The sequence below is a fragment of the Novosphingobium sp. KACC 22771 genome, assembly GCF_028736195.1.
Lineage (GTDB): Bacteria > Pseudomonadota > Alphaproteobacteria > Sphingomonadales > Sphingomonadaceae > Novosphingobium.
Map to the genome: position 1 here is coordinate 374,624 of NZ_CP117881.1, position 23,133 is coordinate 397,756.

The 23,133-nt window shown below is 64.2% G+C and carries 18 protein-coding genes; 11 read left to right on the top strand and 7 right to left on the bottom strand.

Going from position 1 to position 23,133, the window contains the following annotated elements:
* Positions 1 to 366: 366 nt before the first annotated feature.
* From PQ467_RS01745 to PQ467_RS01760, 4 genes are all read right to left on the bottom strand, one after another.
* Positions 367 to 1,098, bottom strand: a complete 732-nt coding sequence (locus tag PQ467_RS01745) for a M23 family metallopeptidase (protein WP_274174851.1) — start codon at positions 1,096 to 1,098, stop codon at positions 367 to 369.
* Positions 1,099 to 1,241: 143 nt separating this feature from the next.
* Positions 1,242 to 2,039, bottom strand: a complete 798-nt coding sequence (locus PQ467_RS01750; protein WP_274174852.1) for a ferritin-like domain-containing protein — start codon at positions 2,037 to 2,039, stop codon at positions 1,242 to 1,244.
* A gap of 246 nt (positions 2,040 to 2,285) precedes the next feature.
* Positions 2,286 to 2,756: a peroxiredoxin gene (locus PQ467_RS01755; RefSeq protein ID WP_274174853.1), complete on the bottom strand. Its 471-nt coding sequence runs from the start codon at positions 2,754 to 2,756 to the stop codon at positions 2,286 to 2,288.
* Positions 2,753 to 5,464 (bottom strand): bifunctional [glutamine synthetase] adenylyltransferase/[glutamine synthetase]-adenylyl-L-tyrosine phosphorylase, encoded by a 2,712-nt coding sequence (locus tag PQ467_RS01760; RefSeq protein ID WP_274174854.1) that lies wholly within the window; start codon positions 5,462 to 5,464, stop codon positions 2,753 to 2,755. Before PQ467_RS01760 ends, PQ467_RS01755 begins: the two co-directional genes overlap by 4 nt.
* A gap of 81 nt (positions 5,465 to 5,545) precedes the next feature.
* Here PQ467_RS01760 and PQ467_RS01765 point away from each other — a divergent pair, with 81 nt between their 5' ends.
* The 10 genes from PQ467_RS01765 (at position 5,546) to PQ467_RS01810 (ending at position 20,203) form a co-directional block, all read left to right on the top strand.
* Positions 5,546 to 6,544 (top strand): agmatine deiminase family protein, encoded by a 999-nt coding sequence (locus PQ467_RS01765; RefSeq protein ID WP_274174855.1) that lies wholly within the window; start codon positions 5,546 to 5,548, stop codon positions 6,542 to 6,544.
* 452 nt (positions 6,545 to 6,996) lie between these two features.
* A complete protein-coding gene (dcd, locus tag PQ467_RS01770; RefSeq protein WP_274174856.1) occupies positions 6,997 to 7,551 on the top strand; it encodes a dCTP deaminase in 555 nt (184 codons plus the stop codon).
* A 21-nt stretch (positions 7,552 to 7,572) separates the two neighbouring features.
* Positions 7,573 to 7,950: a VOC family protein gene (locus PQ467_RS01775; RefSeq protein ID WP_274174857.1), complete on the top strand. Its 378-nt coding sequence runs from the start codon at positions 7,573 to 7,575 to the stop codon at positions 7,948 to 7,950.
* A gap of 6 nt (positions 7,951 to 7,956) precedes the next feature.
* Positions 7,957 to 8,760, top strand: a complete 804-nt coding sequence (gene fdhD, locus PQ467_RS01780; RefSeq protein ID WP_274174858.1) for a formate dehydrogenase accessory sulfurtransferase FdhD — start codon at positions 7,957 to 7,959, stop codon at positions 8,758 to 8,760.
* An 86-nt stretch (positions 8,761 to 8,846) separates the two neighbouring features.
* Positions 8,847 to 9,518, top strand: coding sequence for a glutathione S-transferase family protein (locus tag PQ467_RS01785; protein ID WP_168603306.1), 672 nt, complete (start codon positions 8,847 to 8,849; stop codon positions 9,516 to 9,518).
* Positions 9,519 to 10,059: 541 nt separating this feature from the next.
* Positions 10,060 to 13,140, top strand: coding sequence for a TonB-dependent receptor plug domain-containing protein (locus PQ467_RS01790; protein WP_274174859.1), 3,081 nt, complete (start codon positions 10,060 to 10,062; stop codon positions 13,138 to 13,140).
* Positions 13,141 to 13,226: 86 nt separating this feature from the next.
* Positions 13,227 to 15,251 carry a tetratricopeptide repeat-containing sulfotransferase family protein gene (locus tag PQ467_RS01795; RefSeq protein WP_274174860.1) on the top strand — a complete coding sequence of 675 codons (2,025 nt, stop codon included), beginning with the start codon at positions 13,227 to 13,229 and terminating at the stop codon, positions 15,249 to 15,251.
* Complete coding sequence (locus PQ467_RS01800; protein ID WP_274174861.1) at positions 15,248 to 16,375, top strand: aspartyl/asparaginyl beta-hydroxylase domain-containing protein; 1,128 nt, start codon at positions 15,248 to 15,250, stop codon at positions 16,373 to 16,375. The genes PQ467_RS01795 and PQ467_RS01800 overlap by 4 nt, the downstream gene beginning before the upstream one ends.
* A 22-nt stretch (positions 16,376 to 16,397) precedes the next feature.
* Positions 16,398 to 18,500 (top strand): M3 family metallopeptidase, encoded by a 2,103-nt coding sequence (locus PQ467_RS01805; protein WP_274174862.1) that lies wholly within the window; start codon positions 16,398 to 16,400, stop codon positions 18,498 to 18,500.
* Positions 18,501 to 18,532: 32 nt separating this feature from the next.
* Positions 18,533 to 20,203: a M28 family metallopeptidase gene (locus PQ467_RS01810; RefSeq protein ID WP_274174863.1), complete on the top strand. Its 1,671-nt coding sequence runs from the start codon at positions 18,533 to 18,535 to the stop codon at positions 20,201 to 20,203.
* 333 nt (positions 20,204 to 20,536) lie between these two features.
* On the opposite strand, the gene rpmB is transcribed toward PQ467_RS01810, so the two are convergent.
* On the bottom strand, positions 20,537 to 20,827 hold the full coding sequence (rpmB, locus tag PQ467_RS01815; RefSeq protein ID WP_168603311.1) for a 50S ribosomal protein L28: 291 nt from the start codon (positions 20,825 to 20,827) through the stop codon (positions 20,537 to 20,539).
* Positions 20,828 to 20,953: 126 nt separating this feature from the next.
* Between rpmB and PQ467_RS01820 the strand changes: the two genes are divergently transcribed.
* Positions 20,954 to 21,409 (top strand): nucleoside deaminase, encoded by a 456-nt coding sequence (locus PQ467_RS01820; protein ID WP_274174864.1) that lies wholly within the window; start codon positions 20,954 to 20,956, stop codon positions 21,407 to 21,409.
* Here the strand turns inward: PQ467_RS01820 and PQ467_RS01825 are convergent.
* Both PQ467_RS01825 and nadC read right to left on the bottom strand, forming a co-directional pair.
* Positions 21,406 to 22,176 (bottom strand): ribonuclease T2 family protein, encoded by a 771-nt coding sequence (locus PQ467_RS01825; RefSeq protein WP_274174865.1) that lies wholly within the window; start codon positions 22,174 to 22,176, stop codon positions 21,406 to 21,408. The two genes, PQ467_RS01820 and PQ467_RS01825, sit on opposite strands and share 4 nt — an antisense overlap.
* Positions 22,177 to 23,064 (bottom strand): carboxylating nicotinate-nucleotide diphosphorylase, encoded by an 888-nt coding sequence (gene nadC / locus PQ467_RS01830; protein ID WP_274174866.1) that lies wholly within the window; start codon positions 23,062 to 23,064, stop codon positions 22,177 to 22,179. It lies immediately after the preceding gene.
* Between the last annotated feature and the right edge of the window lie 69 nt (positions 23,065 to 23,133).

Consider the following 23,133-nt stretch of genomic DNA (forward strand, 5'->3'; position numbering starts at 1 on the left):
GCCCTTTGCGATCCCGTTAATGGGGTGGCTTTAGGTTGGCGGTGTGGCGATTGGGGCTGTCGTTTTATAGCCTGCGGCGCGGAACGGCTGCGTTGGTTGGCGCCGCAGGCTTTCATCTTGGAACGCGGCGTCCTACACCCATTGGCCGAACCCTTTGCACCACGCAGACAGTAATGGGAGCGCGAGGGTTATGACCCTCGCATCTTTCCCTTCACCCCTTAAACCCCCAGACCCCAAAACGAGAAAAAGCGGCAGTTTCCCGCCGCTTTTTCCGCATCCTCTCCAAGATGCTAAGGCCTGTTGGGCTTGTTTTCCGCCCTTCTTTCTCAGGCTTGGTTATCTCGCTCGGGAATCAACTTGTGTGAGTTATTCGCCGTCTTCATCACTCTTATCGTGATGCGGGACAGAAGCAAGCGCCAATTGCGGGTTGCCTTCACCTTGCAGGTAGGGAACCGGGTTGACGGCCACGCCATCGACGCGGACTTCATAATGCAGGTGGGGGCCGGTCGAGCGGCCGGTGGTGCCGACAAAGCCGATCAGGTCGCCCTTGTGCACCATCTGGCCATCGGCCACGTTCAGGCGCGAGAGGTGGCCATAGCGGGTCTGGACATCGCCGCCATGTTCGATCGAGATGAACAGGCCATACGAGCTGAACCAGTCGGCGCGGCTGATGACGCCATCGGCGGTGGCATAGACGGGGGTGCCGACCGGGCTCGACAGGTCGATGCCCTTGTGCATCCGCATGCCGCCCAGAACGGGGTGGCTGCGCATGCCGAAATCGCTGGTCATGCGCAGGCCTTCGAGGGGCGAGCGCGAGGGGATCGAGATGGCGCGGTTCACGATGCCGGCCACGCCGCCATTGTTGTTGCCGATGGTGGCGTTAACCAGCTTGTTGCCGGTGCCTTCCATCGAGCGCCAGGACGAAAACAGCTGGCGGAAGTTCTGATCGCCGTTGTCTTGCGAGATCGGCGCAGCCTGGGCGGCGCGAAGCGGAGCGGCGATATCGGCGTTGGCGGCACTGTTGGCCAGCGCGGGCTGGGCGACGACAGCAGCAAGGGCACCGAGCAGAAACTTGGCAGAAATACGAAGCGCGACCACTCCAAAACACCTTATTCTTGCGCCCTTCGGCCCCCCAAATGGCCATTGGACATGGGAAATGACGCCCGCAGATTCCCGCAGGCAGGAAATTGTTGGAGATGGTCGGAACCCCCCGCCTTCTCGTGAGTTCGAGCTATCCCAGATCAGGCGCGGCTGGCAAGCGCCTCATAAGCCTTGCGCGACAGACCGGCAGACTGGCGCGCTGAGTCGTTGAACGGTGGCTTAACGGCGCCCCGGAAATAACGCGTAACCAGTTCCTGCCAGAGATCCTCGGCAGAATCACCGAGCTCTTGTCCCACTTTGGCGAAATGGTCGCAGCCATAGCGGACATGGCGGATTTCATCGGCCAGAATCCTTTGCAGAATGCGCGCTCCCGCCTCATCGCCGCTGGCCCGCACGCGCTCCAATGTGGCCGGTGTCACGTCCAGCCCCCGCGCCTCCAGCACCATCGGCACAATCGCCAGACGCGCCGCCACATCATGCGCGGTGGCCTCGGCCGATTGCCACAACCCGTCATGCGCGGGCAGATCGCCATAGGCCGCGCCCATGCGCGCCAGATGCCGCGCGATGATGGCATAATGCATCGCCTCATCGGCGGCCACGATCAGGAAATCATCGACGAAATCACGCCCGCGCTCCGCTCCAAACCGCCCGGCCATGTCCAGCGCCAGATCGATCGCGACAAATTCGATATGCGCCAGCGAATGCCACAGCGCGATGCGCGCCCGCTGCGATCCTCCGCGTCCGCGCTTGGGCATCCGGTTGGGGGGCAACAATTCGGGCTTTTCCGGGCGCGCGGGCCGGTCGGGCATCGTCGCGCCAAAATCCCACGCCAGCCTGCCCAGCCGCCAGTCGCGCACCAGCTTGCGCGTGGCCATCGCCTTTTCGCGCGGGTCGGCGGTCAGCAGGACGGTGCGGATGGATTCGGAGAGGGATTGCATGGTGGGGCGTTAGAAAAGGATGATGCGAGGGTCTAGACCCTCGCGCTCCCATTACTGTCTTTGTTACGCAAAGGGTTCGGCCTTGTGTGTCGGACGCAACATTTGAAAGCCTGCGGCGCGGACAGGCTCGAGTTAGCCGCGCCGCAGGCTTTCATAACCATCGACGTGCCTTGGCAAACCATCCCCAAAACGGGAGTGCAAAGGGCCCCCGCCCTTTGCCCGCCGGAGGCATAAACCCCTTCGCCATCACCCCTTAACCACGCCCAGCACCTCCTGCGCGTGCCCCTTGACCTTCACCTTTTCCCAGATCCGCTCGATCACACCATCGGCGCCAACCAGATAGGTGCTACGCTCCATGCCCATATAGGTGCGGCCATACATCGACTTTTCCTTCCAAACGCCCAGCGCGTCCGACAGGCCGCCTTCCTCGGCGTCCGAGGCGAGGGGGGCGGTCAGCCCATGCTTCTCGATGAACTTGGCATGCTTTTTCGGCGGATCTTTGGACACGCCCAGCAGTGCCGCCCCGGCAGCCGCAAACTCGCCCGCCAAACTGGAAAAGTCGATGTTTTCCGTGGTGCAGCCGGGGGTGTCATCCTTGGGATAGAAGAAAATCACCAGCCGCCGCCCGGCAAAATCGGAGGGCTTGACTGTGCTGCCGTCGGGGGCGGTCATGGCGATGTCGGGGATCTTGTCGCCCACGGCGGGAAAGGTGCTCATGCTTGCGTCTCCAATTGCTGGCCGAATGTGGCGGTCCATTGGCGGGCGATGGTGGCGCGGGCGCCCTCCATCGCCGTGGTCATGGCGTTCCAATCGCCAAAGCCGCATGTTTTGGCAAGACTGGCACAAGGGGCAGCGTCCGGCATCGCCCCATCGGGGGCCAGCAACCGCGCCGCCACCAGCACGCGCGAGAGCAGGTCGAACGCCCCCGGCACATCGCCCGCGATCAACCCTGCGCCCGCCAGCTCGCCCAGCGCGCCCGCCATATCGGGCCGCACACCCGCATGGTCGCGCAATTGCAGCGCGTGGGCGATGAATTCGGCATCGACCAGCCCGCCGCGCAGCAATTTCACGTCCAGCACGCCCTTGGGCGCCTTGTGCTGGGCCATCTTGTCGCGCATCTCCTGCACCTCAACGGTGACCTTGGCCTTGTCCCGCTCGGCCCCCAGCACACCGCCGATGATCGCGCCCAGTTCAGCCCGCGCCGCCTCCGACCCAAACAGCACCCGCGCCCGGATCAGCGCCATATGCTCCCAGGTCCAGGCCTCTTCGCGCTGATAGCGGGCAAAACTCTCGAACCCCACCGCCAGCGGGCCTTGCGTCCCTTGCGGGCGCAGGCGGGTGTCCACCTCGTAGAGCGCGCCCTCCGCCGTCGGCACCGAAAGCGCGGCGGAAACCCGCTGGGCCAGACGGTTGAAATAGAGCGTGGCGCCAAGCGGCCTGCGCCCATCGCTCTCGGCGGCAAAATCGCCGGTGAACAGGTACACCAGATCGAGATCGCTGGCATGGGTCAACATCCCGCCGCCCAGACGGCCCAGCCCCAGAATGACCAACTCGCCGCCCGGAATGCGGCCATGGGTGGCCTCGAATTCGGCGATCGTTGCGCGGGCCAGAACCTTGATCGCCGCCTCCGCCACCCGGCACAGGCCCGCCGAAATGTCGAGCGGGTCCTGCGCCCCCTCGATCAATTGCACGCCAAGGGCAAAGCGCTTTTCGCCCACCTGTCGCCGCACCCGGTCGAGCAGGCGCTGGTAATCATCCCCCGCCTCGGTCGCGCCGAATTCATGCGCCAGATCCTCCACGCTGCCCGGCAGGGCGAAGGCGCTGGCGTCAATGAGAGCATCAAGCAAATCCGCCCGCCGCGCCAGCGCATCGGCCAAAGGCGGGGCGAGCGAGAGCACCCGCACCAGCACCTCCAGCAATCCGGGCCGGGCCTCCAGCAGGCGGAACAGATTGACCGCGCTGGGCAGGCGGGCGATCATCTGTTCCCAACGGATCATCGCGCGGTCCGGTTCGGGCGCAGCAGCCAGCGCGGCCAGCAGCGCAGGCTGCACCGCATCGAGCGCTGCGAGCGCCGCGCCCGAACGCAGGCATCGCACCCCGCCCGAACGCCAGCCCTGAATCCGCCCGGCCAATTCCGCCGGTTTGGCAAAGCCCAGTTGCTCCAGCTCGGCGGCCAGATCGTCGCCATCATGCTGATTGGGCACGGCAACGCTGGTGCCTTCGCCCGCGCTGGCCGCGATCAGGCGGTCATAGCGCGCGCCCACGCGGGACGTGATCGCCTCCAGTTCCTCGATCAGCGCCGCCCCATTGGGCAGGCCGTCGAGCGCGGCGACATTGTCGATGCCTTCCATGTCGCGCGGCAGCTTGTGGGTTTGCAGGTCGGAGACTTGCTGAAGCCGATGCTCGATCTGGCGCAGACGGTCATAGCTCTCGCCCAGCATCACCGCGTCGGCGGGGTCGATCAGACCCTCGGCAGCCAGCGCATCGAGCGTGGCCCGCGTGCCGCGCAGGCGCAGCGCCGGTTTGCGCCCGCCGTGGATCAACTGATGGACCTGGGCAAAGAATTCGACCTCGCGGATGCCGCCGCGCCCGCGTTTGACATCGAAGCCGGGGCCGATGGCCTCTACCTTGCCATGATGGGCGCGGATGCGGCGGGTCAGTCGTCCGATCTCGGCAATCGCGCCGAAATCCAGGGATTTGCGCCAGACAAAGGGGCGGATCGCATGGAGGAAATGCTCCCCCATTGCCACATCGCCCGCCGCCGCCCGCGCCCGGATAAAGGCGGCGCGCTCCCATGCCAGAGCGCTGGATTCATAGTGCGTCAGCGCCGCCTCGATGGGCAGGGCCAGCGGGCTGATCTCGCTGGCCGGGCGCAGGCGCAGATCGACGCGAAAGACATAGCCCTCGCCATCGGCCTGCGACACCAGCCGCAAAACCGTGCGCGCAACGTGGAGCGCGGCTTCCTCCGGCTCATCGCGGGCGCGGCGGGGCAGGGTGGCCGGGTCGTAAATCAGGATTGGGTCAATGTCCGAGGAATAGTTCAATTCCCGCGCGCCATGTTTGCCCAGCGCCAGTGCTGTAAAACCCACCGCCGGGGCATCGGGCGCGCGGGACCGTATGCCATGGGCGATGGCGGCATCCACCGCCCGGTCGGCCAGATCGGACAATTCGCCCGTCACCCGCGCCAGATCAAACGCCCCGGCCAGATCGCCCACGCCCAAGGCCAGCGCCAGCGCCAGTTTCTCGCGCCGCAGCGCCACGCCAAGGTCGGGCACCCCTTCGCCCGCGCGGCGCGCATGGGCCAGCGCGGCCTCTCCATCGCCCGAGGCCAGCACCGCCACCAGATCGGGCAAACGCCCCATCGCCCGCGACAAAAAGGGCGAATGCGCCTCGGCCCGCGCCAGAGCCGATTGCCAGTCAGTCATAAAAACTCCTCACTCTCCGGCAATGCTCATGGCCTGTTTGCGCCCCTTTTCGCAACACCTCTTAGACGCTAAAGGCCCTTCATGACTGACAAGACCCCCAACTGGCGCTTCCCCCCCGAATGGCATCCGCAGGACTGGCTGTGGATCGGTTTTCCCCATGACGGCGAGGAATGGCCCGGCTTTCTTGAGGCCGCGCAGGAACAGATGGCCGCCTTTGCCAATGCCGTGGCCGAGAGCGGGCAGGAGGTGCGCCTGATCGTGCGCAACGAGGCCAACGAGGCCCGCGCCCGCGCACTGTGCAGCGAAAAGGTGGTGCTGGAGCGGCGCGTCTATGGCGACGTGTGGTTGCGCGATACCGGGCCACTGGTGGTGCTGGACGGCAAAGGCGGGCGCGCGGCGCGGCGCTTTGGCTTTAACGGCTGGGGCGGCAAATATCTGATGGAGGGCGACCAGACCATCGGCGCGGAAATCGCCCGCGACGCCGGGCTGGCGATCACGACGAGCGACTGGATCATCGAGGGCGGGGCTCTGGATTGCGATGGCACCGGATTGGTGGCGACCACCGAGCAGGTGTTGCTCAACCCCAACCGCAACCCGCATCTGAGCCGCGCGGATCAGGAAATGCGGCTGAAGCGCGATCTCGGTTTCGACCGGGTGCTGTGGCTGGGCGACGGGTTGATCAACGACCACACCGATGGGCATGTCGACAATCTGGCCCGCTTTGTGGCCGACAATGTGCTGGCGCTGCCTATGGCCACGGGCGTGAATGATCCCAATGCGGCCATCTATGCCGATGCCAAGGCGCGGGCCGAGGCGGCGGGCGTGATCGTGCGCAATGTCCTTTCGCCGGGGCGGGTGGAGCGCGACGGGCGGATCGAGCCTGCCTCCTATATGAACTTTGCCATCACCACCCATCTGGTTGTCGTGCCGATCTATGGAACCGCGCATGACGCCGATGGCGTGGCCGCGATTGCCGAATTGTTCCCGGATCGCCAGACTGTTGGCATCATGGCCGATGCCATTCTGGCCGGGGGCGGGTCTTTCCATTGCTCCAGCCAGCAGATGCCGGCCATCCGCTGAGGAGCATTTTAAGGATTCGGTGATGTTTTGGGCGCAGGCTGGTCGCCATGAGAAAAGCACGCGCCATCGCCCTTGCCGCCACCGTGGATCATGGTCTTGAGGCCATGCGGTTGTTCGTCGTTGTCGGATGCGCGCTGGCGCTGATTCTGGCGGGTAAGGTTTAAGGGATAAGATGCGAGGGTCTAGACCCTCGCGCTCCCATGACTGTCTGCGTTGTGCCATGGGTTCGGCCATAGGTATTGGACGCGGCGTTTGAATTTTGAAAGCCTGCGGCGCCTATCAGCGTGACTTCGCCGCGCCGCAGGCTTTTACAACTCTGCGGCCTCTCAAACCTCCCATCACCCCAATAATGGGATTGCAAAGGGACGAGTCCCTTTGCCCGCCGGAGGCACAACTTCCTCTCCCCTTAAAATCATTGCCCCATCCGCCTCCATCGGCCATGAAGCCAGCCTATGGCGATACTATCAGACAAATGGATCCGCGAAGCGGCGCAGACGCATGGGATGATCGAGCCGTTTCTGGAGCGGCAGCACCGCGAGGGCGTGATCTCTTACGGGCTTTCCTCATACGGCTATGACGCGCGCGTGGCCGATGAGTTCAAGATTTTCACCAATGTCGATTCGGCGGTGGTGGACCCCAAGGATTTTGCCGCGAACAGCTTTGTGGACCGCAAGACCGATGTCTGCGTGATTCCGCCCAATTCTTTCGCGCTGGCCCGCACGGTGGAATATTTCCGCATTCCGCGCGATGTGCTGGTGATCTGCCTTGGCAAGAGCACCTATGCGCGCTGCGGCATCATCGTCAATGTCACCCCGCTCGAGCCGGGCTGGGAGGGGCATGTGACGCTGGAATTCAGCAACACCACCCCGCTGCCTGCCAAGATTTACGCCAATGAGGGCGCGTGCCAGTTTCTGTTCCTCAAGGGCAATGAACCTTGCGAGGTGTCCTATGCCGACCGCGCAGGCAAATATATGGGCCAGCGCGGCGTGACGCTCCCCCGGCTTTAAATCAGAGAGGAAAGGCAACAAATGTTCAGCCATATCTTCGTCGGATCGACCGATCTGGCGCGTTCAAAGACCTTTTACGATGCGCTCTTTGCCGCGGTCGGCGGGCCGGAAGGCGTGGTCGACACGGCCAAGAACCGTCTGGTCTATGTCCACAAGGGCGCGGCCTTCATCGTTGCCATTCCGATCAATGGCGAATCGGCCTGTGTCGCCAATGGCGGGACCATCGGCTTTGGTCTCGACAATGAGGCGCAGGTCGACGCGTGGCATGCGGCAGGCATCGCCCATGGCGGCGCCACCTGCGAGGATCCTCCGGGCCTGCGCAAGGAAGCCAATCTTTATCTGGCCTATCTGCGCGATCCCGATGGGCACAAGCTGTGCGCGCTTTATCGCCCGGCCTGATGTGACATGATCCCCGCGCCCGAACCCTTGCCCTTTTCGCTCGACAGCGGGGGGAAAGTGTACGGGCGCGACGGATCGGTGGCCTATGCCGGGCGCCTGTGGGTGCCCGAGGCGCCGGTGGCGCTGGAATTCAACGGCCTTGCCTATGCGGTGATGATGGCCACCCCGTCCGATCTGATGGATTATGCCACCGGCTTTGCCATGGCCGAGGGGCTGATTTCGGGCGCGGCCCAGATGGGCGAGATCGGCGTGGCCCATCTCGACACCGGCTGGATTGTGCGGGCACAGATCGACGGGCTGGACGCGGCCAAACTGTCCGAGCGGGTGCGGGCGCGGGTGGCGGAAAGCTCTTGCGGATTGTGCGGGATGGAAAATCTCGAAGTGCTGGCCCGGCCCTTGCCGCAGGTTTTGCCCCACGGTGCGATCACGCCCGAGGCGATTTTCGAGGCGGGCGAGGAATTGCGTGAGCATCAAACGCTGGGCCGGGCCACATCGGCCGCCCATGCCGCCGCCTTTTGCGCCCCCGATGGCGCGATTGTGGCCTGCCGCGAGGATGTCGGGCGGCATAATGCCGTGGACAAGCTGATCGGTGCCATGCTGAGGGCGGGCGTGCCGCGGGCCGAAGGTTTTCTGTTTTCCACCGCGCGCTGTTCGTATGAAATCGTCGAAAAGGCGGTCAAGGCCGGGGTCACGACTCTGGTGACGATCTCGCTGCCCACGTCCCTGGCGGTGGAGCGCGCGCGCGCGGCGGGGCTATCGCTGTGGGTTCTGGCGCGTCATGACAGTGTCATTTGCGTCACTTCGCGGTAGGCTGCAGGCTTATCCGGGTCAAAATCCTTTAATCGCGTGTCTGATCCCTTGCTCTGGCCCTATCGCTTGGGGCAAGGGAATGGGTCATGTGGCGCCTTTACCAATTTCCGCTTTGTCCTTTCTCCCGCAAGGTCCGTCTCGTCATGGGCGAGAAGGGGATTGCCTATGAACTGTGGCGCGAAAACCCGTGGGACATGCGCGACGAATTTCTGAACCTGAACCCGGCGGGGCGCACCCCGGTGTTGCAGGACCCGGAAAAGGGGCTGGCGCTGGCCGACAGCCGGGCGATCTGCGAATATCTGGAGGAAACCGTAGAGCGCAGCCCGCTGATCATCGGCACGGCGGCGGCGCGGGCGGAAATCCGCCGCCTCGTTGCCATGTTCGATGAAAAGTTCTTTGCCGATGTCACCGGGCCTTTGCTGCAGGAGCGGATGATGAAGCGGCTGGTGCTGCGCCAATCGCCCGATTCGCGCGTGCTGCGCGAGGCGATGCGGCTGGCCCATGATCACCTCTATTACATCGACTATCTGGTCGATACGCGGCCATGGCTGGGCGGGGCGACGCTCAGCCTTGCCGATCTGGCGGCGGCGGCGCAGATCTCGGTCTGCGACTATCTGGGCGGGCTGGACTGGAGCGGGCATGAGCAGGCCCGCACATGGTATTCGGTGTTCAAGAGTCGCCCCAGTTTCCGCCCTCTGCTGGCCGAGCGGATGGAAGTGATCCAGCCGCCCAGCCATTATGCCGACCTGAACGCTTGATACGCCGATCTGGCGGCTGGTGAAGGACAAGGGGGCGCTCGTCAGGCACTTTGGCATGTAAAATCATGATTAATTGATCAATTTCGTGCTGCCTTTGCGGCCGTGCGCTGGTTTGCGCGCGTTGACCGCCGGCCGAGAGGCCGCAACCCCGCCGATGACGGGCGGTGTGAGTGCCATTTGCAGCTATATTTCGCAAGGCAGACCTTAACCATGCGAAATTGGTTATAAAAACCGCATATAATGTTAGATTATTTCAACAACTTATAACTATTGAATTGACCCCCTGCTGCTTCGTTGCAACAAATGTGACTGAATTGCAACATTGGCGCAATATTTAACTAACAGGTATGTCAGCTTCTTTACCGCAGGCCGCCTCGGCGGCAAGAGATCACCATTGCTCTGTCATCGTGCGGAGGCGTGCCGAGCAGACTTCCGGGGCAACGGGAAGTCTGCCGAGAACCGCTCGCCAAACGGATGGGGCTTTGTCCGGGCCCGCCGAATGCGGCTGGTCTCGCGCCACGCGCGCAACAAAGGGGTGAACATGAAAACGAACCTTGTTAACGGATTGAGGCATGGCGCCGCGCCGCTGGTGATGAGCATCGCCATGCTGGCCGGTCCGGCCTATGCCCAGCAGGCGTCCATCACCGATGGTCCGCCCCCCGCCCCGGCCGCCGAGGTTGACACCTCGGCCACGATCGTGGTGACGGGTACGCGCATCGTCAATCCGAACCTGAAATCGGCCGCGCCGATCACCACCGTGTCGGCAATGGACCTCAAGGTGGCGGGTACGACCCGCACCGAAGACATCCTCAACCAGCTGCCGCAGGTGTTTGCCGCGCAGTCCTCGACGCTGGCCAACGGCGCGAGCGGTACGGCCGAAGTCGACCTTCGCGGTCTGGGTCCCAAGCGTACGCTGGTGCTAATCAACGGTCGCCGCCTGATGGCGGGCGATCCCAGCCCGACCAGCAGCTCGGCCGCTGACCTTAACTTCATCCCGGCCTCGCTGATCAAGCGCGTGGACGTGCTGACGGGCGGCGCTTCGGCCACCTATGGCGCGGACGCGGTGGCGGGCGTGGTCAACTTTGTCATGGACAAGGACCTCAACGGCCTGCGCATCGACCTCAACGATGGTCTGTATCAGCACAACAACGGCTCGACCATGGTGCAGAGCCTGCTGAACGCGCGCACCGCGGGCGGCGCTTCGGGCTATGACTATCCCAGCGGCAACACCACCGGCGGCAACAGCGTCGATGCCACGATCTCGTTCGGCACCAAGTTTGCCGACGGCGCGGGCCACCTGATGGCCTATTTCGGCTATCGCCGTGCCAATGCTGTGCTTCAGTCGTCGCGCGATTTCTCGAAGTGCACGATCCAGAACCGCACGAACAACCGTTCGGGTCTGCAGTGCGGCGGTTCGGCCACCTCGGCCAATGGTAACGCCTTCTACTTCACCCCGGGCAGCGGTTCGTCCTCGACCGTAGGCACGCTGGGCAATGGCACGTTCACGCCGGGCGCTCTGACCCGCTACAACTTTGCCCCGCTCAACTACTTCCAGCGCCCCGATCAGCGTTACACCGCCGGTCTGTTCGCCGACTATGAAATCAATTCGGCTCTGAAGCCCTATCTTGAATTCATGTTCATGGACGACCACACGGTGGCCCAGATCGCCCCCTCGGGCGACTTTGGCAACACGCAGACGATCAACTGCGACAACCCGCTGATGAGCGCGCAGCAGCGGTCGAACATCTGCACCCCCGCTAACATGGTCATGGGCTATCTGGGCAACTATCCGGTTGTTCCGGCCATTTTTGCCACGTTCAACGCGACCACCCAGTCGCAGGTGACGCCGGCATCCAATGCCAACACGGCCTATTTCCAGTTGCTGCGCCGTAACGTTGAAGGCGGCGCGCGCATCAACGATCTCCAGCACACCTCGTTCCGCACCGTTATTGGTTCGAAGGGTGATCTGGGTCATGGCTGGGCCTATGACGCCTATTTCCAGTATGGGCGTACCAATTACAACCAGATCTATTCGAACGAATTCTCGGCCCAGCGTCTGGGTTATGCGCTCGATGTCGTGACCGGCCCGACCGGCACGCCGGTTTGCCGCATTTCGCTGACCTATCCTTCGTCGGGCTGCGTTCCCTACAACATCTGGTCGGGCACGCCTTCGGCCGCCGCGCTGTCCTATCTGAGCGCGACCGGCTTCCAGAACGGCTATACCAGCCAGACGGTTCTGTCGGGCACGATCACGGGTGACCTTGGCACCTACGGTATCAAGTCGCCGCTGGCCAGCGACGGCGTGAACATCGCGCTGGGTATCGAACGCCGCACCGAAAAGCTGGCGCTCAACACCGACACCTCGTTCCAGACCGGCGACCTGACCGGCCAGGGCGCGCCGACGCTGCCGATCAACGGCGGCTATCACGTGACCGAACTGCTGGGCGAAATCGCGGTGCCGCTGGTTGACCGCATGCTGACCTTCAACGGCGGTTTCCGTTATTCGGATTACGCGATCAACAACGGCAAGGGTTACAAGACCGGCACCTACAAGCTGGAACTGGACTTTACCCCGATCGAGGACATCCGCATCCGCGCCAGCCTCAACCGTGCGGTGCGTGCGCCCAACATTCAGGAACTGTTCCGCGCCAACTACGTCGGCCTCGACGGCACCACCGATCCTTGCGCGGGCAAGACGATCACGGCCGCCGACACGGGCTGTCTCGCACAGGGCCTGCGCGTGGGTCAGTATGTGACGCCGAACCCGGCGGCGCAGTATAACGGCTTCCTGGGCGGCAATGCCAACCTGCGGCCGGAAAAGGCCACCACCAAGACTGTCGGCGTGGTGCTCACCCCGCATATGGTTCCGGGTCTGTCGCTGAGCGTCGACTATTTCGACATCAAGATCAATCAGGCCATTCAGGCCTATGGCGCCGACGCCATCCTGGGCGCCTGCAACGCGGGCAGCACGCTGGCTTGCGGTCTGGTCAAGCGTAATGCGGCCGGTTCGCTGTGGCTGTCCTCGGACGGCTATGTCATCGATCTTGATAACAACGTGGGCTGGGTCAAGACTTCCGGTTTCGAAGTCAACGCCAGCTACTCGAAGAACATCGGCGCCTGGGGCAAGCTCAGCGGCAGCCTGACCGGCACCGCGCTGAGCGAGAAGTCGACCTACAATGGTCTGTCGCCCGCTTATGACTGCGCCGGTTATTATGGCCCGACCTGCGGCGTGCCCGCGGCCACCTGGCGCCACAAGGCCCGCCTGACCTGGTCGACGCCCAAGAACATCGACGTGTCGGTGACCTGGCGCTATGTCGGTTCGGTCAACGTGGAATACATGAACCCGTCGGCCACGCTGTCGAACTCGACCTACAGCCTGTATAACAACAAGCTGCCGGCGATGAACTACATCGACCTGTTCCTGACGGGCAAGGTCACCAAGAACCTGTCGGTTCGCGGCGGTATCAACAACCTGTTCGACAAGGATCCGCCGCTGGTTTCCTCGGGCGGCACGGGCGTGGCCAGCGCCTGCGCCTCGGTCTATTGCAATGGCAATACCTATCCGGGCGTGTATGACTCGCTGGGTCGCTATATGTTCGTTGGCGCCACGATCAATTTCTGATCCTTTGCGCATAACGTGATGATGGGCAGCGGCGGCTTCTCCTTCGGGAGGGGCCGCCGTTTGCTTATGATGGAAGGGGAATTTTCGTGAGCCTTGATGCCGGCGGGATGACACAGGCCGATGAGCAGGAGGCGATCCGGCAGATTGCCGGTCTGGCCCGCGCCGGGCGGATGAACGAGGCGGCGGTGGCCGTGCGCCGCGCGGCTGCGCGCGGGGCGGGCGGAACGGTATTTTCCGCGCTGGCCGGGGCGGTGGAGTTTCATCGCGGGCAATTTGCCGAGGCGATTCCCCATCTGCGCGCCGCCCATCTGGCCCAGCCTGCCGACAACACGGTGCGCGCCAATCTGGTCGAGGCGCTGTATCGCACCGGGGCGGGGGATGCGGCGCTGGCGCTGTGCGATGAAGCGGCGGCGCGGGCCGATCGGTCTTTGCGGCTGGCGCGGATCGGCGGCCATCTGGCGCAGGAGGCGGGGGATTTCGCCCGCGCCGCCGCGCTCTACGGCATCGCCTTGGCGGGCGATGGGCGCGACTGGTCGGGGTGGAACAATCTGGGCAATGCGCTGGGGGCGCTGGAGGATTGGGATGGTGCGGTCTCGGCGTTGCGCCGGGCGGCTGAGCTCGTGCCCGATTCCGCGCCGGTGCGGCTCAATCTGGCCAAGACGCTGATCGAGGCGGGGCAGGGCGAGGAAGGCGAGGCTATGCTGCGCGCGCTGGTGCGCGAATTTCCGCAGGAGGCCGCGCCCCTTTACGCGATGTTTGATGTGCTGCGCCTTGCCGGCGATGCCGACGGGGCGCATGAGGCGATGACCAAAGCGGCGCGTCTGGCCCCCGATGATGCGCAGGTTCAGGCCGATTTTGGCCAACATGCCGCCATGATGGGCCTGTTTGACCAGGTGGAGGCCCCTTTGCGCCGAGCAGTGGCGCTTGACCCCTCGATTGCGCAGGCGTGGGTCGGTCTGGCCAGCCTGCTGGAACGGCTGAACCGCGAGGAGGAGATCGAACCGCTGCGCGAGGCGGCGCAGGCGCATGTCGATGCCGCCTCGCTCTCGTTTATCGACGCGCTGCGCCACAAGCGCGCCCACCGCTATGACGAAGCGCTGGCCGCGCTGGAGGCGGCGGGCGAGGAAACGGTGACGGCGGCGCAGCGCTATCACCTGCGCGGGGTGCTGCTCGACCGGCTGGGGCGCTATGACGAGGCCTTTGCCGCCTTTGCCGCGATGAATGCCGAATTTGCCGCCGATCCTACCGATCCGCGTGGTCGCGGGGCGCGCTATCGCGGCGAGATTGACGAAGGGACCGCCTTGCTGACGCCTGCGTGGCGTGCGGGATGGAGCGAGTTTTCGCCCGAACCGAGCCGCCCCGCGCCGATCTTTCTCTTGGGCTTCCCGCGCTCGGGCACGACGCTACTCGACACAATGCTGATGGCCGAGCCGCGCGTGCGCGTGCTGGAGGAAGCGCCGATCATTGCCGAGATCGAGGCGCAATTGGGGGGCATCGCCGCCCTGCCGGGCCTGAGCGCGGCGCAGATCGAGGAGGCCCGCGCGCTCTATTTCGCCCGCGCCGCGCAATTGGCTGAACTGGCCCCCGACAGCATCGTGCTGGACAAGCATCCGATGCATTTGCGCCATGCGCCCACGATTGCCCGCCTGTTTCCCGAGAGCCGCTTCATTCTGGCCCTGCGCCATCCTTGCGATGTGGTGCTGTCCTGCTGGTTGACCAATTTCCGGCTGAACAATGCGATGGCCAGCTTCCTCGATCTGGGCGATGCCGCCGCGCTCTATGAAGCCGCCTTTGGCCAGTGGGAAAAGGCGCGCTCTGTGCTCAACCTGCCGGTGGGCGAGGTGGTGTATGAGCGGCTGGTCGAGGATAAGGACGCCGAATTGCGGCCCCTGTTCGACTGGCTGGGGCTGGACTGGCCCGAAGGGGGCGTGGACCATCGCGAGGCGGCGCGTGCGCGCGGCACGGTCATCACTGCCAGTTATGCGCAGGTGACCGAGCCGATCTATAAGCGCGCCGCCGGGCGCTGGCGGCGCTATCAGGCGCATCTGGCCCCGGTGGCCGCGCGCCTGTCGGGTTGGATCGAACGCTTTGGCTATGGCGATCAGGCATGAGCGCGGTCGAGGCCATGGTTCGCGCAGGCGATCTGGCCGGGGCGGCGGAGCGATTGGAGCAGGATCTGGCCGAGGCGCCCGACCTGACGCGCTATCTGCAACTGGCGGGCCTGCGCCGGGCTTTGCGCCAACCGCATCGGGCCTTGCGGGCGGTCGAGGCCGGGCTGGCGCTGGCGCCGCTGGATTTCATGGCGCTGTGCATGCGGGCGGGATTGCTGGAGAGCATCGGCGATCCTTCGGGGGGCCGCGCATGGGACGAGGCGCTGGCGCAAAGGCCCGAGGGCGATCTGCCGCCGCCGCTGCTGGCCGCGATGGCCCATGGCGAGATTTTGCGCGACGCATGGCGGGCCGAGCGCGCCGCGCAGATGGCCCGCGCCACCAAGGCCAGCGAAGAAGTCGGCGGCGATGAGGCATGGCGCATCGCTCGGTTCCGCAGCAACACCTTGCGCCAGACCCGCCCCTATTATTCCGAGCCGACCCATTTCTTCTTTCCCGGCCTTGCCATGCGCGAATATCACCCGGCCGAGCGTTTCCCATGGCTGGCCGATCTGGCCGAGGCGACGCCGGCGATCCGCGAGGAAATGCTGGCCGTGATGCATTCCGACCGCGCCGAACTCGCCCCCTATATCCAATATGCCGAGCATCAGGCGCTGCGCCAGTGGCAGCCGTTGAACCACAATCCCGACTGGACCGCGATCCATCTGATCCGCCGGGGCGAGGTGGTCGCCGCCAATGCCGCGCAATGCCCGGTCACGATGGAGCTGCTCTCGCGCATGCCCCAGCCCGATATTCCCGGCGCTTCGGCCAATGCGCTGTTTTCCCTGCTGGCGCCGCACACCGCGATCCCGCCCCATGTCGGCGTCAACAATGCGCGGCTGCTGTGCCATGTGCCGCTGGTGGTGCCCGCTGGCTGCTGGTTTCGCGTGGGGGCCGAAACGCGGATGTGGCGAGAGGGCGAGCCTTTCGTGTTTGACGATACGGTCGAGCATGAGGCGATGAACCCCAGCGACCACCTGCGCGTGGTGATGATTTTCGATATCTGGCACCCGGATCTGACGCCGGGGGAACGCGACGCGGTGCGCGCCATCGTGGCGCAGGAAACCGCGGCCGGAAATTTGGGCTAAGATTGAAACAAGGAGCAGTGTGATGAAGCATCGTTGGATGGTGATGGCGGCGTCTTTGGCGATGGTCCCCGCCGCATCGGGGGCGCAGACGGTGTTTGACGCGCCTTCGCCGTTGCCGTTTCATGCGCCCGATTTCGCACGCATCAAGGATGCCGATTTCCAGCCCGCGATCGAGCGCGGCATCGCCCTGCGCCGCGAGGAAATCGCCAAGATCGCCGCGAACCCGGCCGCGCCCACATTTGCCAACACGATCGAGGCGATGGAACGTTCGGGCCAGATGCTCGACCGCGTGCTGCAGGTGTTTTCCGCGCTGACGGGGGCCAATACCAACGATACGCTGGACGAGGTGGACCGCATCACCTCGCCCAAGCTGGCGGCGTTGAATGATGAGGTGGCGCTGGATGCGCGGCTGTTTGCCCGCGTGAAAAAGCTGCATGATACGGCGGCCAAGCTGAAACTTACGCCCGAACAGCGTCGCCTCCTTGATCGCACCTATGAGGGCTTTACCCATAGCGGCGCGCTGCTGGACGAGGCGGGCCAGACCCGATTGAAGGCGATCAACCAGCGCCTCGCCACGCTTTCGACCGAATTTTCGCAGAAATTGACGGCTGGCACGCGTGAGGCCGCGCTGGTCGTGACCAACAAGGCGGCGCTGGCGGGCCTGTCCGAGGGCGAGATTGACGCGGCGGCCAAGGCTGCGCAGGATAAAAAGCTGCCCGCCGGTTCCTATGCGCTGCCCTTGCAGAACACGACGCAGCAGCCGCAACTGGAAAGCCTGAGCGATTCCGCAACGCGCAAGGCTTTGTTCGAGGCGAGTTGGACCCGCAGCGAGCGCGGCGATGCCCATGACACGCGCGCGATGATCGCCGAAATGGCCCAATTGCGCGCTGAAAAGGCCAAGCTGCTGGGCTACAAGAACTTCTCCGATTATCAGCTCTATGACCAGATGGCCAAAAACGGCGCCAATGCCCGCGCCTTCATGGCCAAGCTGGCCCCTGCGCTGCGCGCCGCGCAGGAGCGGCAGGTCAAGGAACTGGCCGCCTTGATCGCCAAGGATGGCGGCGACACCAGCGTCAAACCGTGGGACTGGCAGAAATATGCCGCGCAAAGCCTGAAGGCCAAGCTCTCCTTTGACCCCGGTTCGGCCAAGCCCTATTTCGAGATCAACCGGGTGATGGAAGACGGCGTCTTCTATGCCGCCAACCAGCTTTACGGCCTCACTTTCAAGCGCCGCACCGATCTGCCCGTCTATCAGGAGGATGTGCGCACCTACACCGTCTATGACAAGGACGGCAAGGAATTGGGCCTGTTCTATTGGGACCCGTGGAAGCGGGACAACAAGCAGGGCGGGGCATGGATGAGCAATTTCGTCGGCCAGTCGGGCATGATCAAGACCAAGCCGGTCATTTACAACGTCGAAAACTTTGCCAAGCCGGGGGCTGGACAGCCGCTGCTGGTCAGTTTTGATGATGTCATCACCATGTTCCATGAATTCGGCCATGCGCTGCACGGCCTGCTCTCGGACCAATATTATCCCAGCCAGTCGGGCGCCAACACTGCCCGCGACTTTGTCGAATTCCCCAGCCAGTTCAACGAGAACTGGGCCACCGACCCCAAGGTTCTGGCCCATTATGCGCGCCATTATCAGACCGGCGCGCCGATGCCCGCCGCCATGGTGGAAAAGCTGAAGGACCTGCGCCGCATCGATCAGGGCTATGATCTGGGCGAGGTGGTGGCGGCCGCCATGCTCGATATGGACTGGCACGCGCTGCCTGCCGATGCGCCGCGTCAGGATGTCGATGCGTTCGAGGCCAAGGCGCTGGCTGCCACGGGGCTGGACACCGCCCATGTTCCGCCGCGCTATCGCTCCAGCTATTTCCGCCACATCTGGGCCAATGATTATGCCAGCGCCTATTACGCCTATCTGTGGACCCAGATGCTGGACCATGACGCCTATGACTGGTTCGTCCACCATGGCGGCCTGACCCGCGCCAATGGCGAGCGTTTCCGTGCCATGGTGCTCTCGCGCGGATCCTCGCGCGATTATGCGGCCATGTACAAGGGCTTCACCGGGCGCGATCCTTCGGTGACGCCGATGCTGCGCGCCAAGGGCCTGATCGACTGACCCTCCCTTTCCCCCATCAGAAGGTTTGAGACATGAAATATTCGCCTTTGCTGGCCGCTCTCCTGCTGGGTGCCGCCCCCGTTGCCCAAGTGCCCGCGCTGGCCGCCGCCCCTGCTGCCAAGGTTCCCGTGGTCAAGGTGCCGCCGATTGACGTGGCGCTGATGAAGGACACGGTCAAAACCCTTTCCGCCGACGATATGGAAGGGCGCGGCCCCTCCACCGCCGTTGAGCCCAAGGTGCTGGACGCGATCATTGCCCGCTTCAAGGCGGCGGGGCTGAAGCCGGGCGGCGAAAAGGGCGGCTGGCTGCAAACCGTGCCGACCGTGGAAATGACCGTGGCGCAAAGCAGCCCGCTGACCATCGGCGGTGTCGGCTTTGTGCGGGGCAGCGATTTTGTCGCCACCAGTTTCCGCCATGTGCCCCACACGGAGATCAAGGACAGCGATCTGGTCTTTGTCGGCTATGGCATCAACGCGCCCGAACTGGGCTGGAACGATTACGCGGGCGTCGACATGCACGGCAAGGTGGCCGTCATCCTGATCAACGACCCCGATTATGCCGCCAAGGACGAGGTGGGCCTCTTCAAGGGGCGCCGCATGACCTATTACGGGCGCTGGACCTATAAGTATGAAGAAGCGGCCCGGCAGGGCGCGCGCGCGGCGCTGATCGTGCATGACACCTATCCGGCCGCCTATGGCTGGAATGTGGTGCAGTCGAGCTGGTCCGGCTCGGAATATTACGTGGCCCGGCCTGACAATGCGATGGATCAGACCGAGGCCAATGGCTGGATCCAGATGGGCGTGGCGAAGAAGGTCTTTGCAGCGGCGGGCAAGGATTTTGCGGCCCTGTCCGAAGCGGCGAAGCAAAAGGGCTTTAAAGCCGTGCCGCTGGGGCTCAAGGCCAGCCTGTCGTTTGACAGCACGCTGCGCCGCTCCGAATCGCACAATGTCGTGGGTATTCAAAAGGGCCGCGTGAAGCCCGATGAGGTGGTGCTTTATTCGGCGCATTGGGATCACCTTGGCCATTGTGAAAAGGACGCCAAGGGCGATGGCATCTGCAACGGCGCGGTGGACAATGCGACCGGCGTTGGCGCGCTGGTGGCGCTGGCCAAGGCCAATGTGAAGGCAGGCCCGGCGCGGCGCAGTCAGGTGTTCGTCGCGCTCACGCTGGAGGAATCGGGCCTGCTGGGCAGCGAATTCTATGGCCAGAACCCGCTCTATCCGCTGGCGAAAACGGTGGGCGGGGTGAACATGGACGCGCTGGCCCCCATCGGCCGCGCGCGCAATTATGCCATCACCGGGGGCGACAAATCCGACCTCACCGGCATTTTCCGCGCCGTGCTGAAGCAGGAAGGGCTGTATGAAAGCCCCGAGGATCATTCCGAACGCGGCCACTACTACCGCTCGGACCACTTCAGCCTGGCCAAGCGCGGCGTGCCCATGTTCGACATCGCACGCGGGCAGGACCTGTTCGCGGGCGGTGCCAAGGCCGGCGCTACCGCCACCGAGGACTATGTCGAACACCGCTATCACCAGCCCTCGGACGAATATTCGGATAGCTGGGACTGGTCCGGCATCACGCAGGACGTGAAGGTCTTTTACAAGCTGGGGCGGATTCTGGCCGACGGCTCGATGTGGCCCAACTGGCACAAGAGCGACGAGTTTCGCGGGATTCGCGATGCGAGTTTGAAAAGCGGGAAGTGAGGTTTTTAAGGGTTTAAGGGGCCTCCGGCGGGCAAAGGGCGGGGGCCCTTTGCAATCCCGGTAATGGGGTGGTGGAAGGTTGGCGAGGGGGTGTTTGGGGGTGATGTTTAAAGCCTGCGGCGCGGTGAAGGCATCGCTGTCCGCGCCGCAGGCCTTATTCCTGAACCGGCGCGTCCAACATCCAACGCCGAACCCTTGGCGCGACGAAGACAGAAATGGGAGCGCGAGGGTCTAGACCCTCGCATTTCCCCCTTAAATCCCTTGTTCAAAGCACACGAAAAAGCCCGGCGGGTCATCCCCACCGGGCTTTTTCACATCAACCCAAAGGGCCGATTAAGCGGCGACGGCAGCCTTCTTGGCCAGCTCGCGCTTCACCTTGACGGCGCGCGGGCTGAGCTTGTCGTCGGAGCTCTTGAGCAGCCAGTTGTCGAGGCCGCCCACGTGTTCCACCGAACGGAGACCGTGGGTCGAGACGCGGAACTTGAAGCTGCGGTCAAGACCTTCGGAAAGCAGCGTGACGTTCTGCAGGTTGGGCAGAAACACGCGCTTGGTCTTGTTGTTGGCGTGGCTGACGTTGTGGCCGACCTGGCGGCCCTTGCCAGTCAGTTCGCAAATACGGGACATGGGTGCTACTCGCTTAAGAAAGAATCCGATGACCCGCAATAAAGGCGGGTGAGGGGGCGCGCATAACGATTCGTGTGGAAAAGGTCAAGTTGCCTTGGGCCTTTTGCCGGGCTAACCCTTGCCTTTATGACGCGATGGCCACTTCCCGCCCCGATGCGCCGGGCTTTTGACGAGGCGCGGGCGGCCGCCGGCGCCGGAGAAGTGCCGATTGGCGCGGTGGTCGTCAAGGATGGCGTGGTCATTGCCGCGGCTCATAATTTGCCGCGCACCCAATGCGACCCCACCGCCCATGCCGAAATATTGGCGATTCGCGCCGCCGCGCGCGCGCTGGGCAATGAACGGCTCGACGGCTGTGACCTGTGGGTCTCTCTGGAGCCCTGCGCGATGTGTGCGGGCGCGATCGTCCATGCGCGCATCGCCCGCCTCTATTACGCCGCCGCCGACCCCAAGGGCGGCGCTGTGGCCCATGGCGGGCGGATCTTTGACCAGCCCACCTGCCTGCATCGCCCCGAGGTCTATTCCGGCATGGGCGAGGACGAGGCGGCGCAGATGCTGCGGGATTTCTTTGCGGCCCGCCGTTAAGCGGGTTTGCGCAGGGTCGGGATGATGAACAAGTCGCTGCTCGACGGCGCGGGGCAGGCCTTGGGCACAAAGCTGCCCTTTTCGATGCCCTTGGGCTCAAAGCACAGATGGACCTGTTTCAGCCACACTTTGCCCGAACCATCGGTGGCGGGCATGGTCTGGACCTGAATGGCCTTTTCATTGTCCTTGAACATCGGATTGGCGTCCACAAAGGCATGGATCACCGCGTCCGACACCATCCGCCCGTCCTTGGCCAGCTTGTAGAGGTCGGGCTTTTTCAGCTTGGCATAAAGGCGCGCCGCGCTCTGCCAATAGGCGCCGCCGCTGGTCCACGGGCCGCAGGCGCCGTGCTTTTTCCATTCATGCATCTGCGTGGCGGCCGAGGGCATGATGCAAAGATGCTTCTGCAATTGCGGCAAAGTGGGCGCGGGAGCCTTGGTGGCGCACCATTGCGGCCAGTTGCCCTCGCCCGCCCCCGTTTCGCCCCACAGGCCATGGACGACAAGGCCGAAAGGCGGCTTGTCCTGACCGCATTGCAGCTTGTCGCCCGGATCCTTGAGCGGCCCCTTGAGGCCCGCGCAATAGGACGGGGTCCAGCTCATGACAAAGCTGTAGACGTTGATCGGATGTTTGGTGATCGGCCTGACCGGCTCGCCGCCGGGGCGCGAGATCTTGGGCAAGGTGTCAACCTGGGCGGCAACGCATTGCTGCGCCATCGCCTGGGCGGGGATCAGCGAAAGAGCAAGCGTGGTCAGGATCAGACGCATTCACACCTCCTGAAAATCAAGGCCGATATCGGCGGCAGGCGCGCTCTGCGTCAGACGGCCGACGGAAACATAATCGACGCCCGATGCAGCAATCGCCTCGATCGTATCGAGCCGGACCCCGCCGCTGGCCTCGCAAGGGGCGCGGCCTGCGACCTGAGCCACCGCGCGCGCCAGCATATCGGGCCCCATATTGTCGAGCAGCAGATGCGTCGCGCCCGCCGCCAGCGCCGGTTCGATCTGGTCGAGGTGATCGACCTCGCAGATGATGCTGGCGATGCCCGCCGCCTTGGCGCGGGCGACCGCAGGGCCGACGCCGCCCGCGATGGCGACATGGTTGTCCTTGATCATCGCCGCATCCCACAGGCCCATGCGGTGGTTGGTGGCCCCGCCCATGCGCGTCGCGTATTTTTCCAGCACGCGCAGGCCGGGAATCGTCTTGCGCGTGTCGAGCAGGGTGGCCTTGGTGTTGCCCCCCGGACCCGACATCGCATCCACATATTCGCGGGTCATGGTGGCGATGCCCGAGAGGTGCTGCACGGTGTTGAGCGCGCTGCGCTCGGCCGTCAGCAGGGCGCGGCCCATGCCGGTGATGCGCATCAGATGGGTGCCGGGCGAAACGCGGTCGCCGTCCTGCACCAACAGCTCGATGTCGGCATCGGGGTCGAGATGGCGGAAAAAGGCCGCCGCAATTGGCAGGCCCGCCACGGTGATCGCATCGCGGCTGTCCATCACGCCGACAAAGCGCGCATCGGCCGGGATCACGCTCTCGCTCGTCACATCGCGCCCGCCGCCGGGCCAGCCTTCGCCAAGATCCTCGGCGAGGGTGGAGTGGATGAAGGCGGCCAGATCAAAGCCGGCCAGTTCGAAGCCTTGGAGGGTGAAGGTCATGGGGAGGCTATAGAAGATGGATGATGCGAGGGTCTAGACCCTCGCGCTCCCATTACTGTCTTTGTTGCG

Coding starts and splice junctions, on each gene's coding strand:
- rpmB (WP_168603311.1), bottom strand. CDS start 20,827: ATGTCCCGTATTTGCGAACTGACTGGCAAGGGCCGCCAGGTCGGCCAC.
- PQ467_RS01760 (WP_274174854.1), bottom strand. CDS start 5,464: ATGACTGACTGGCAATCGGCTCTGGCGCGGGCCGAGGCGCATTCGCCC.
- PQ467_RS01800 (WP_274174861.1), top strand. CDS start 15,248: ATGAGCGCGGTCGAGGCCATGGTTCGCGCAGGCGATCTGGCCGGGGCG.
- PQ467_RS01810 (WP_274174863.1), top strand. CDS start 18,533: ATGAAATATTCGCCTTTGCTGGCCGCTCTCCTGCTGGGTGCCGCCCCC.
- PQ467_RS01765 (WP_274174855.1), top strand. CDS start 5,546: ATGACTGACAAGACCCCCAACTGGCGCTTCCCCCCCGAATGGCATCCG.
- PQ467_RS01825 (WP_274174865.1), bottom strand. CDS start 22,176: ATGCGTCTGATCCTGACCACGCTTGCTCTTTCGCTGATCCCCGCCCAG.
- PQ467_RS01805 (WP_274174862.1), top strand. CDS start 16,398: ATGAAGCATCGTTGGATGGTGATGGCGGCGTCTTTGGCGATGGTCCCC.
- PQ467_RS01785 (WP_168603306.1), top strand. CDS start 8,847: ATGTGGCGCCTTTACCAATTTCCGCTTTGTCCTTTCTCCCGCAAGGTC.
- PQ467_RS01790 (WP_274174859.1), top strand. CDS start 10,060: ATGAAAACGAACCTTGTTAACGGATTGAGGCATGGCGCCGCGCCGCTG.
- PQ467_RS01750 (WP_274174852.1), bottom strand. CDS start 2,039: ATGCAATCCCTCTCCGAATCCATCCGCACCGTCCTGCTGACCGCCGAC.
- nadC (WP_274174866.1), bottom strand. CDS start 23,064: ATGACCTTCACCCTCCAAGGCTTCGAACTGGCCGGCTTTGATCTGGCC.
- PQ467_RS01820 (WP_274174864.1), top strand. CDS start 20,954: ATGACGCGATGGCCACTTCCCGCCCCGATGCGCCGGGCTTTTGACGAG.
- dcd (WP_274174856.1), top strand. CDS start 6,997: ATGGCGATACTATCAGACAAATGGATCCGCGAAGCGGCGCAGACGCAT.
- PQ467_RS01775 (WP_274174857.1), top strand. CDS start 7,573: ATGTTCAGCCATATCTTCGTCGGATCGACCGATCTGGCGCGTTCAAAG.
- PQ467_RS01755 (WP_274174853.1), bottom strand. CDS start 2,756: ATGAGCACCTTTCCCGCCGTGGGCGACAAGATCCCCGACATCGCCATG.
- fdhD (WP_274174858.1), top strand. CDS start 7,957: ATGATCCCCGCGCCCGAACCCTTGCCCTTTTCGCTCGACAGCGGGGGG.